10 protein-coding genes and 2 riboswitches are annotated in these 10800 nt (G+C 68.9%); of the genes, 5 read left to right on the forward strand and 5 right to left on the reverse strand.

All coding sequences use genetic code 11. From position 1 onward, the window contains the following. The 5 genes from ACQKIP_RS21045 to ACQKIP_RS21065 all read right to left on the reverse strand — a co-directional run. The coding region (locus ACQKIP_RS21045) for an ABC transporter substrate-binding protein (RefSeq protein ID WP_427743754.1) at window positions 1–1615 on the reverse strand (1615 nt) is incomplete at its 3' end. A 103-nt stretch (window positions 1616–1718) separates the two neighbouring features. Then, the gene (locus tag ACQKIP_RS21050) at window positions 1719–2723 is read right to left on the reverse strand and encodes an ABC transporter permease (RefSeq protein ID WP_365865691.1); all 1005 of its coding nucleotides are present in this window, start codon (window positions 2721–2723) and stop codon (window positions 1719–1721) included. A gap of 354 nt (window positions 2724–3077) precedes the next feature. Beyond that, entirely contained in the window at window positions 3078–3851 is a 774-nt protein-coding gene (locus ACQKIP_RS21055; protein ID WP_365865689.1) for an enhanced serine sensitivity protein SseB C-terminal domain-containing protein, read from the reverse strand. A gap of 154 nt (window positions 3852–4005) precedes the next feature. Next, window positions 4006–4809, reverse strand: coding sequence for an enhanced serine sensitivity protein SseB (locus ACQKIP_RS21060; RefSeq protein WP_365865687.1), 804 nt, complete (start codon window positions 4807–4809; stop codon window positions 4006–4008). Window positions 4810–4892: 83 nt separating this feature from the next. Then, window positions 4893–5579 carry an AAA family ATPase gene (locus ACQKIP_RS21065; RefSeq protein ID WP_365865685.1) on the reverse strand — a complete coding sequence of 229 codons (687 nt, stop codon included), beginning with the start codon at window positions 5577–5579 and terminating at the stop codon, window positions 4893–4895. Window positions 5580–5720: 141 nt separating this feature from the next. Beyond that, a riboswitch (glycine riboswitch) is annotated at window positions 5721–5826 on the forward strand. Further along, window positions 5827–5947: riboswitch (glycine riboswitch) on the forward strand. It begins immediately after the preceding riboswitch. Between the two features lie 35 nt (window positions 5948–5982). Between ACQKIP_RS21065 and gcvT the strand changes: the two genes are divergently transcribed. From gcvT to ACQKIP_RS21090, 5 genes are all read left to right on the forward strand, one after another. Beyond that, complete coding sequence (gcvT, locus tag ACQKIP_RS21070; RefSeq protein WP_365865683.1) at window positions 5983–7116, forward strand: glycine cleavage system aminomethyltransferase GcvT; 1134 nt, start codon at window positions 5983–5985, stop codon at window positions 7114–7116. Between the two features lie 89 nt (window positions 7117–7205). After that, window positions 7206–7583, forward strand: coding sequence for a glycine cleavage system protein GcvH (gcvH, locus tag ACQKIP_RS21075; RefSeq protein WP_365865682.1), 378 nt, complete (start codon window positions 7206–7208; stop codon window positions 7581–7583). Window positions 7584–7613: 30 nt separating this feature from the next. After that, window positions 7614–8873 carry a serine hydroxymethyltransferase gene (glyA, locus tag ACQKIP_RS21080; protein WP_365865679.1) on the forward strand — a complete coding sequence of 420 codons (1260 nt, stop codon included), beginning with the start codon at window positions 7614–7616 and terminating at the stop codon, window positions 8871–8873. A 154-nt stretch (window positions 8874–9027) separates the two neighbouring features. Continuing rightward, window positions 9028–10413: an L-serine ammonia-lyase gene (locus tag ACQKIP_RS21085; protein WP_365865829.1), complete on the forward strand. Its 1386-nt coding sequence runs from the start codon at window positions 9028–9030 to the stop codon at window positions 10411–10413. 76 nt (window positions 10414–10489) lie between these two features. Next, window positions 10490–10702: an EF-hand domain-containing protein gene (locus tag ACQKIP_RS21090; RefSeq protein WP_365865677.1), complete on the forward strand. Its 213-nt coding sequence runs from the start codon at window positions 10490–10492 to the stop codon at window positions 10700–10702. The last annotated feature ends 98 nt before the right edge of the window (window positions 10703–10800 follow it).

Raw genomic sequence — 10800 nt, forward strand, 5'->3', positions numbered from 1 at the left:
GGTCGGTGTAGATCTCGCCGGCCTTGTTCGCGTCCACGGTGCCGATCGCGTCGTCGAAGTACTTGTCGATCTTCGGCTCGTCGATCTGCGACTCGTTGTAGTTGCCGTTCTCGTTGATGAAACGGCTGTCGAACAGCGGCTGGGCGTAGCCCTGGCCGGTCGGGAAGTCAGGACCCCAGCCCGCCATCGTCATGCCGATGCCGCGCTTCTTCACCACCGCGGGAGAGCCGGTGATGCTGGAGGAGTCGGCGCCGTCGATCGCGTCGACCTCGGCCTTGATGCCGACCTTGCCGAGCTGCTCCTGGAGCGCCGTGGCGGCGTCCACCTCGCCCGTCTGGTTGTTACGGGCCGAGATCTTGGTGGAGAAGCCGCTGGGCTTGCCGCACTTCTTCAGCTCGGCCTTGGCCTTGGTGACGTCCGGCTTGCCCTTGCGCTCGAGGATGCCGTACGGGTCGTAGTCGTCGTTGCCCTTGATGGACTTCGGGAAGACGTTGGTGGCGATCTCACCGGCGGCGACCTCGCCGCCACGGGTCTTCTGCAGGCCCGCGAAGTCCGTGGCGTAGAAGACGGCCTTGCGGCAGGCCTCGTTGTCGAACGGCTTCGTCTTGGTCACCAGGGCGACGTAGCGGACGAAGTCCGTCTGCATGTTGTCGACGTTGGCCTTGTGGTCCTGAATGGCGGTGGTACGACCCGACTGGGTCATGCCGGTGCCATTCATGTCGATGTCGTAGTCGCCTTCCATCAGGCGCTTGTCGTTCTCTTCGAGGTTCGCCGAGATGGTGACCGTGATCTTGTCCGGCAGGGCGGGACGGACCGGGTCGGACGACTTCTTCCAGTTCTTGTTGCGGACGAGCGTGATGCTCTTGCCCGCGCTGTAGTTCTGGAACTTGTACGGGCCGGAGGAGAACGGGCGCTGGGTGTACTTGGCGCCGGTGTCCTCGGACTGCTTCACCGGGGTGCCCGACGGCATCGCGAGCATCTGCTCGAAGTCGCCGTTCTTCTTGGGCAGCTTGAAGATGATGGTGTTGTCGTCCGGCGTCTCGATCGCCTTCAGACCCAGCTTGTCCTTGGACTTGTCCTCGTAGGGGCCCTTGTACTCGCCCTTGGGGTCGAGCGTGGACTTGAGGTAGCCCGGACCACCGGTGATGACCTTGGTCGCCCAGATGCGCTCGATGCCGTACTTGATGTCCTTGGAGGTCAGCTTCGAGCCGTCCTCCCAGGTGAGGCCGTCACGCAGCTTGTACGTGTAGGTCTTGCCGTCGTCGCTGATCTTCGCCGTGGACTCGGCGAGGTCGGGGACGAGCTTGTTGGAGGCGGCACCCGGCTTGGTGTCGTACGTGATCAGCGTGCGGGTGTAGTACCGCATGAAGTCCCACGTCATGCCGTAGTAGGCGCGCTGCGGGTCGGCCGAGTCCAGGTCCTGCTTGGCGATGAACTTGAGCGTTCCGCCCTTCTTCGCCGACTTGTTCGCGACCTTGCCGATCGCCGCGTTGTAACCGGCGCCCTTGCTGTCGTCGTCGTCGCTGCCGCCGCCGCACGCCGTGGTGGTCACCAGCGCCGCCACGACGAGGGCCGCGCCTGCGGTCAACCGTCGTTTAGAGGAACCTGTGGGCATTTCTCGCATCCTCCGAGATTCGCGGTCCTTGGCGTTTGACTGCCTTAAGAACCATGGGAAGAGCCACCTGACGCTGCGGCAGGGGCAAGCCAGTTGAAGCTTTTTACCGAGTTCCCTTGGGGTCCAGGGCGTCGCGCAGCCCGTCACCGAAGAGGTTGAAGGCAAGCACGGTCACGAAGATCGCCAGGCCGGGGAAGACCATGAACATCGGGTCGTGCTCGTACGTCGCGAGCGCGTCCCGGAGCATGCCGCCCCAGGAGGCCGTCGGCGGACGCACACCCGCGCCGAGGAAGCTGAGGGCCGCTTCGGTGAGGATGTTGGTGGGGATCATGAGCGTGGCGTACACGGTGATCGGTGCGACCAGGTTCGGCAGCAACTCCCGGAAGAGAATGTGCCGTTGGCCGCCGCCGAGGCTGCGGGCCGCTTCCACGTACTCGCGTTCGCGCAGGGAGAGGGTCTGTCCGCGGACGATGCGGCCGACGTAGGGCCAGCCGAAGAAGCCGATCACCAGGATCAGTACGGCGATGCGTACGCCGCTGCCGGTCAGGCCGAGCAGGTCGTCGGGCAGGACCGAGACCAGGGAGATCACGAAGAGCAGCTGCGGGAAGGAGAGCAGTACGTCCATGACCCGGCTGATCAGCGCGTCGACCCAGCCGCCGAAGTAGCCGGCGATGATGCCGAAGAAGGTGCCGAGCACCACGGCCACCACCGCGGCGAGGAAGGCCACGAGGAGGGAGATCCGGGCGCCGTAGACGACCCGGCTGAAGATGTCGCGTCCCTTGTTCGGCTCGACGCCGAAGAGGAAGTCCCAACTCATGCCGCCGAACGCGCCCTTGGGCAGGTTCGTGAGGTCTTCCAGCTCTTCCTGATGGAACTCGTTGGGCGGGTGGCCCAGCAGGGAGACGATCAGGGGAGCGAAGACGGCGACAAGGACCAGGACAATCACGGTGATGCCACCGGCCAGGGCGACCTTGTCCCGCTTCAGGCGGTTCCAGGCGATCTGCTTGAGGGACCGCCCCTCGACCTTCTTCACCCCTGCATCAACTGCGGGAGCGACGTCCGCTGTCGGGTCCGCGTCCGCAGGTGTGTCATGCAATGGTGCCGTCATCGTGGCAGGGACCCCTCTCAACCGGTGGTGACCGGCCCGCACTTGCCGCTGTAGCGACGTGATCAGTCCGTCGTACACAGGGGCGAAGCGCCCCACTTGCGGGAGTCTTCATCGGGGTTGCGATCTGTTACCAGCCTTGACGGGGAAAGGATGCTCAACCGTGATGCTGTTCGAGGTGTTCCGTTATCCGGACGCAGGTGAACGAGGGGCGAACACGGGGCAGTTGCGTCGCAAGGTGCCACGGGAGCCCATAGGCCCCCTCCCCCACCAGAACGGACATCCTGGCGGTCAGGGCAGGTATACGAGCCGCGGTGGCCGGTTCAGGACCCTGCCGTGCGGGGGTGCCGAGCGCCTTCAGTACTGCGCGGGGTAGCCGTAGCCGCCCGCGGGGGCCGGGGCGGGCTGGGCCTCGCGGTCGTAGAAGGGCCTGGCGTTGGCGCGCAGCCACAGGGCGACGGGGTCGTACGCGTCGGACATCGCGACCGTCGAGACGGGCAGGCCGTCGGGGACGGCGGCGATCGACTGCTGCATCATCGTGCGTACCCCGTCCACCGAGGACGGCGACGTGTCGTACACATCCAGGCCGATGGCCAGGTACGGCGCGCCGAGCGCGGGCTGCACCCAGGCGCGGCGCAGCGAGCGGACCGCGGGGGTGCGGTGGGCGTTCTGCGTGAGCAGGGCGTAGAACTGGGGGATCTCGATGGCCGGCTCGGTGAGCCTGAGCGGGCCCGCGGGCAGCAGGTCGAGGCCCGACGCGATGCGCCGCAGGTCGAGCCAGGGGATGCCGACGCCGCCGCCGGGGGCGTGCGGGTTGAGCCAGAGGCCGTAGTGGTCGGGGTAGAGGGTGCGGGCGATGTCGAGCCCGCTCACCACCTCGTACGAGCGGTTCCAGCCACTGGCGGAGAGCTCCTGGGCGGAGGTCACGCACGGTGCGTAACCGAGTCCCTCGACCTCCATGTTCCCGTACTGGGCGTCGGGGGATCCGGCCTGACCGTGCCAGAGCAGCATCCAGACCTGGTCGGCGGCGAGGGCCCGCAGGAGCGCCTCGTAGGCGTCGTAACGCCCCGGCGTCACCTGGCGCAGCATGTGCTCGACCTGCCCGGCCGCAGCCGTGCCCGACGCACTCACCCTTAACCGCCCCTTCGCGATGACCCGCTGACCCGCTGACCCGGTGGCCCGCTGACCGGTGACCCGGTGGCCCCGGGTCATGAAACCAGCTTAAGCGGGGATCCTGACACCGACTTGACGTACGGCACCCTCGCACGCGTACCTGCACAAGTCCTTACACATGGCCGTGCTCGTGTCCGGAGATCTGGCCGAAGAAGGGCCTCACCCGCTCGCGCATCCAGTCGCCGACCGGGTCCCTGGCCACGTCGAGCAGCACGAGGTTCACCGCCCAGGGCACCGGCGCGGCGCCGAGCGCACGGCCCACTGCCTCCATCGGCAGCTCGCGCGCGTTGCCCTCCCAGGAGCTCAGTTCGACGCCGACGAACAGCGTCGGCTCCTCCCCTTCGACGCTTGCCAGACAGCGGCGGGCGCTCAGGACGACCCCGGTGGCCTCGAACTCGCGGGCGGCGGCGGACAGGAAGTCCACCGGGTCCTGCTGCCAGTCCGGCTCGAAGAGGCGTACGCGGCCGCCGGTAGCCGGGCCGTCGAGCGGGGTGCGCCCGGCCCGGCAGAGCTCGGCGACGGCCGGCGGCGGCAGCGGGACCCCGACCGTGCCGTCCGGGTTGACCGCGATGCCCAGCTGCGGGGGCAGGCCGCGGGCGAATTCCACGGCGGGTGCCACGGTGCAGCCCATGCGGCCGCCGGTGGCCTGCTGGAACTGCTGCTCGGAGCTGAAGACGGGGACGTAGGCCTGGCCCTCGATCTCCAGCGTGGGCAGATCGAGGGTGCCGCTGTCCGGCGCCCCGCCGTTGGGCAGCGGCACCCAGACGTGGCTGCGGCCGAGCACCTCGACGATGCGGGCGCCCGCGGAGGCGCCCGGCGCCCCCGGCGTGCCCAGGGATGCCGCGAGTACCTCTTCGAGTTCGTTGCCCGGCCATCCCGCGTACGGATGGGGGTGTGCCTGCGCCGGAATGTCCATCTGTCTGTCCAACCCCTGCTCTGTCCCGCTCTGCCTGCGGCATGACCCTAACGCGGCGGGCGGCCCGGCATCCGGAGGGCTGCTCAGTCCCCGAAGCCGATCCCGCGCAGGACGTCCGCCGCCGTGCGGTCGAGCAGGATCGCGGAACCGCAGCCGCGCGGCAGATCGCCCCGCTCGGCGGCGCCGACGAGGCGGGCGATGGTTCTGCGGTGCCGCGCGAAGGCGTACCTCGACACGCCGCGCCCGCGCGAGAGCTGGCCCTCTATGGCGGTGGCGGGCTCCACGTCGAGGAGCAGCAGATGCAGCGTCGTGCCGCGCCGCACGGCTTCCCTGGCCAGCCAGCGGCGCACCCACGCCTGGGTACCGCAGTCGTGCACCACCACGCCCTCGCCGGAGCGCAGGGCGGCGCGGAGGCCCGCGTAGTGCGCGAGGCGGACCAGGGGGCGGTAGACCGCGTACGGCAGCAGGCGCGGCATGCGCCGGGCCCAGCGGTCCCGGGTGTCCTGCGAGTCGATGCGGGGTCCCGCGACGGCTCTGCTCATCAGCGTGGACTTGCCGCTGCCCGGCAGACCGGAGACGACGATCAGGTCACCGGCGCCGAACGTCAGGCGGTGCGGGCTGTGGCCCGTCCGCTGCCGCAGGTCGCGGACGACGGCCGCGGGCAGGGCGCCGCAGCTCTCCCTGGTGGGGGCGGCGGCCTGTTTGGGCAGGGCCACCCCCGTGCTGGTCGCGTAGACGCTCGTCCTGCGCACCGTGATCGGCCTCCCCATAGCGGTCACGTAACTGCTTCCCGCAGCTTCCCCGGCAAGTGTAAAGAGAAGGTAATGCGGCACAAGGGCATTACTCGATCGGCACTGCCCTGTGACAGGGGCGCGTGCAATGATGTGCGCGCAAACTCCATACAGGCCGTTTGAATCCGCGCGGGAGAGTTCCCGGAAACCGTCGAAAGACGCTCCGGGGCGCCGAAGGAGCAAGTCCCTCCCTTGAATCTCTCAGGCCCCGTACCGCGCGGGCGAGGCACATCTGAAAAGCGGGCCGCCCCGGCGGCTCCACCCAAGGTGCAAGTCATGACCTCCTGTACGAGATGTACGGACGGGTCGTGGTGAACCTCTCAGGTTCCGATGACAGATGGGGAGGATCGACCTCGCCCGTCATGCCCTGGGAGTTCCCCCTATGAGTACCGTCCCCCGTCTGACCGCCCTCGATGCCGTGCATCGCGCGCTCGGCGCGACCATGACCGACTTCGCGGGCTGGGACATGCCGCTGCGCTACGGCAGCGAGCGCGACGAGCACGTCGCCGTACGCACCAAGGCCGGTCTCTTCGATCTCTCCCACATGGGCGAGATCACCGTCAGCGGCCCGGAGGCCGTGGACTTCCTGAACTTCTCGCTGGTCGGCAACATCGGCTCCATCGGTGTCGGCCGCGCCCGCTACACGATGATCTGTGCCGAGGACGGCGGGATCCTGGACGACCTGATCGTCTACCGGCTCGGCGAGCCCGACGCCCCCGAGTACATGATCGTCGCCAACGCATCGAACGCCCAGACCGTTCTGAACGAGCTGAGCAATCGCGCCGAGGAGTTCGACGTCGAGGTCCGCGACGACCGCGACGCGTACGCCCTGCTCGCCGTCCAGGGTCCCGAGTCCCCCGGCATCCTGAAGTCAGTCACGGACGCGGATCTGGACGGCCTGAAGTACTACGCGGGCCTGCCCGGCACCGTCGCGGGCGTGCCCGCCCTGATCGCCCGCACCGGCTACACCGGCGAGGACGGCTTCGAGCTGTTCGTCGCCCCCGGTGACGCCGAGAAGCTCTGGAACGCGCTCATGGCGGCCGGCGAGTCCGTCGGCCTGGTCCCGGCCGGGCTCTCCTGCCGCGACACGCTCCGCCTGGAGGCGGGCATGCCGCTGTACGGGCACGAGCTGACCGCCGAGCTGACGCCCTTCGACGCGGGCCTTGGCCGGGTCGTGAAGTTCGAGAAGACCTCGATGTCCGAGAACTTCGTGGGCCGCGCCGCGCTCGCGGCCGCCGCCGAGCGCGCCGAGACCGCTCCCCCGCGCAAGCTGGTGGGCCTTATCGCCGAAGGCCGCCGCATCCCGCGCGCGGGCTTCGCCGTGGTCGCCGACGGCAAGATCATCGGCGAGGTCACCTCCGGCGCGCCGTCCCCGACGCTGGGCAAGCCGATCGCCATCGCGTACGTCGACGCGGCGCACGCGACCCCCGGCACCGAAGGCGTCGGCGTGGACATCCGGGGCACGCACGAGCCGTACGAGGTCGTGGCTCTGCCGTTCTACAAGCGCCAGAAGTGACACTTCCGTCTCTGTGGTAAGCCGGAAGTGACCCCACGCACATCATTCCCGTTCCGCAGCACCCACCCGCGTACAGGAGAATTCAGGTCATGAGCAACCCCCAGCAGCTGCGTTACAGCAAGGAGCACGAGTGGCTCTCGGCCACCGAGGACGGTGTGGCGACGGTCGGTATCACGGAGCACGCCGCCAACGCGCTCGGTGACGTCGTCTACGCCGACCTTCCCGAGGCCGGCGCCGCGGTGACCGCGGGCGAGACGTGCGGCGAGCTCGAGTCGACCAAGTCCGTCAGCGACCTGTACTCGCCGGTCACCGGCGAGGTCGTCGAGTCGAACCAGGACGTCACGGACGACCCGTCGCTCGTCAACTCCGCCCCGTTCGAGGGTGGTTGGCTCTTCAAGGTGCGCGTCTCGGAGGAGCCGAAGGACCTGCTCTCCGCAGACGAGTACACCGAGTTCTCCGGCAGCTGAAGCCCCCCGAAGACCCCTAGGGACCACCTGATGTCGCTTCTCAACACCCCTCTCCACGAGCTGGACCCGGACGTCGCCGCCGCCGTCGACGCCGAGCTCCACCGTCAGCAGTCCACCCTGGAAATGATCGCTTCGGAGAACTTCGCTCCCGTCGCGGTCATGGAGGCCCAGGGCACGGTCCTCACCAACAAGTACGCCGAGGGCTACCCCGGCCGCCGCTACTACGGCGGCTGCGAGCACGTCGACGTGACCGAGCAGATCGCGATCGACCGGCTCAAGGACCTGTTCGGCGCCGAGTACGCCAACGTCCAGCCGCACTCCGGCGCCTCCGCCAACCAGGCCGCCCTCTTCGCCATCGCCAAGCCCGGCGACACGATCCTGGGCCTGGACCTGGCGCACGGCGGCCACCTCACCCACGGCATGCGCCTGAACTTCTCCGGCAAGCAGTTCAACGTGGTCCCGTACCACGTCGACGACGCCGGTCTGGTCGACATGGCCGAGGTCGAGCGCCTGGCCAAGGAGAACAACCCCCAGGTGATCATCGCGGGCTGGTCGGCCTACCCGCGCCACCTGGACTTCGCCGAGTTCCGCCGGATCGCCGACGAGGTCGGCGCGAAGCTGTGGGTCGACATGGCGCACTTCGCCGGTCTCGTCGCCGCGGGTCTGCACCCCAACCCGGTGCCGTTCGCGGACGTGGTCACCTCCACCACGCACAAGACGCTCGGCGGCCCGCGCGGCGGCATCATCCTGGCCCGCGACAAGGAATTCGCGAAGAAGCTGAACTCCGCGGTCTTCCCGGGCTTCCAGGGCGGCCCCCTGGAGCACGTGATCGCGGCCAAGGCCGTCTCCTTCAAGGTCGCGGCCTCCGAGGAGTTCAAGGAGCGCCAGCAGCGCACCCTGGACGGCGCCCGCATCCTGGCCGAGCGCCTGGTGCAGGACGACGCGAAGGCCGTCGGCGTCGACGTCCTGTCCGGCGGCACGGACGTGCACCTGGTCCTGGTGGACCTGCGCAACTCCGAGCTCGACGGGCAGCAGGCCGAGGACCGCCTCCACGAGGTCGGCATCACGGTCAACCGCAACGCGATCCCGAACGACCCGCGCCCCCCGATGGTCACCTCGGGCCTGCGGATCGGTACGCCGGCGCTCGCGACCCGCGGCTTCGACCAGGACGACTTCCGTGAGGTCGCCGACATCATCGCCGAGGCGCTGAAGCCGGGCTTCGACACGGAATCCCTCAAGGCCCGCGTCTCCGCCTTGGCAGCGAAGCACCCGCTGTACCCCAACCTGTAGCAGTTTCGTACGCTTTCTGTCGTACGAATCTTCGGGGCACCGCGCACACTGGAACCGAACAGTGAGTGCGGTGCCCCGGCCCATGCCCCGCCCTTGAACCATCTGCACTACCCCGGCAGACAACGGCGTCTACCAACCACCATTGGAGTTTCTCGTGGCCCTCTCGGTCTTCGACCTGTTCTCGATCGGCATCGGCCCGTCCAGCTCCCACACGGTCGGTCCCATGCGCGCCGCCCGCATCTTCGCGAGCCGCCTCAAGAACGAGGGCCTGATGGCCCACACCGCCTCCATACGGGCCGAGCTCTACGGCTCCCTCGGCGCGACGGGCCACGGCCACGGCACCCCGAAGGCGGTGCTCCTGGGCCTGGAGGGCGAGTCCCCGCGCTCGGTCGACGTCGAGTTCGCAGACGATCGCGTCGAGCAGATCAAGAGCACCGACCGCCTCAGCCTCCTCGGCATGCACGAGATCGACTTCGACTTCGACGAGGACCTGATCCTGCACCGCCGCAAGGCCCTGCCGTACCACGCCAACGGCATGACGATCTTCGCGTACGACCGTGAGGGCGCACTCCTCCTGGAGAAGACGTACTACTCCGTGGGCGGCGGCTTCGTGGTCGACGACGACGCGGTGGCCGGCGAGAACCCGATCGTCCCGGACGACACGGTCCTCAAGCACCCCTTCCGCACCGGCGACGAGCTGCTTCGCCTGGCCCGCGAGACGGGCCTTTCCATCTCCGCGCTGATGCTGGAGAACGAGAAGGCGTGGCGCACCGAGGCGGAGATCCGCGCGGGTCTGCTCGACATCTGGGGCGTCATGCAGTCCTGCGTCTCGCGCGGCATGTCCCGCGAGGGCATCCTGCCGGGCGGCCTCAAGGTCCGCCGCCGCGCCGCGAACTCCGCGCGCCAGCTGCGCGCCGAGGGCGATCCGCTGGCCCGCGCCATGGAGTGGATCACGCTGTACGCGATGGCCGTGAACGAGGAGAACGCCGCGGGCGGCCGCGTCGTGACCGCCCCGACGAACGGCGCCGCGGGCATCATCCCGGCCGTCCTGCACTACTACATGAACTTCGTGGCCCAGGGCTCCTCGCAGGAGGAGAGGGAAGACGGCGTGGTCCGCTTCCTGCTCGCGGCCGGTGCCATCGGCATGCTCTTCAAGGAGAACGCCTCCATCTCCGGCGCCGAGGTCGGCTGCCAGGGCGAGGTCGGCTCCGCCTGCTCGATGGCGGCGGGCGCCCTCGCCGAGGTGCTGGGCGGCAGCCCCGAGCAGGTCGAGAACGCCGCGGAGATCGGCATGGAGCACAACCTCGGCCTGACCTGCGACCCGGTCGGCGGCCTCGTCCAGATCCCGTGCATCGAGCGCAACGGCATGGCGGCGGTGAAGGCCGTGACCGCGGCGAAGATGGCGATGCGCGGCGACGGCAGCCACAAGGTGTCCCTCGACAAGGTCATCAAGACCATGAAGGACACCGGCGCCGACATGAGCGTGAAGTACAAGGAGACGGCACGGGGCGGGCTCGCGGTGAACATCATCGAGTGCTGAGCCCGCGTCCCTGGTGTAACCCGTACGGCGGATACCCTGAGCCCCGTCAGTAGTGCACGAAGAAGGGGTGGATCCGGTGGCGGACATCGAGGAAGCGCGGAAGACGTTCGACCAGTTCGACGCGGACGGCGACGGCTTCATCACGGCGGCGGAGTGGAAGTCGGCCATGGCCAAGATGGGGGACTTCTACGTCACCGAGACGGTGGCCGAGGCCGTGATCGGCGCGAAGGACACCGACAAGGACAAGCGCCTCTCCTTCGACGAGTTCTGGGCGAGCCTGAACAAGTAGCGGCAGCATGCGGAAGGGGCGCGGGCCCCGCCGGCCCAGCCCCCACCGCCCGTTCAGGGGGGGCGCCCCGCGGCCCCCCCCCGCCCCCCCCCCCCCCC

The sequence above is a fragment of the Streptomyces sp. NPDC059900 genome (genome assembly GCF_050270335.1).
Taxonomy (GTDB): domain Bacteria; phylum Actinomycetota; class Actinomycetes; order Streptomycetales; family Streptomycetaceae; genus Streptomyces.

Coding starts and splice junctions, on each gene's coding strand:
- ACQKIP_RS21050 (WP_365865691.1), bottom strand. CDS start 2,723: ATGACGGCACCATTGCATGACACACCTGCGGACGCGGACCCGACAGCG.
- ACQKIP_RS21060 (WP_365865687.1), bottom strand. CDS start 4,809: ATGGACATTCCGGCGCAGGCACACCCCCATCCGTACGCGGGATGGCCG.
- ACQKIP_RS21065 (WP_365865685.1), bottom strand. CDS start 5,579: ATGGGGAGGCCGATCACGGTGCGCAGGACGAGCGTCTACGCGACCAGC.
- gcvT (WP_365865683.1), top strand. CDS start 5,983: ATGAGTACCGTCCCCCGTCTGACCGCCCTCGATGCCGTGCATCGCGCG.
- gcvH (WP_365865682.1), top strand. CDS start 7,206: ATGAGCAACCCCCAGCAGCTGCGTTACAGCAAGGAGCACGAGTGGCTC.
- glyA (WP_365865679.1), top strand. CDS start 7,614: ATGTCGCTTCTCAACACCCCTCTCCACGAGCTGGACCCGGACGTCGCC.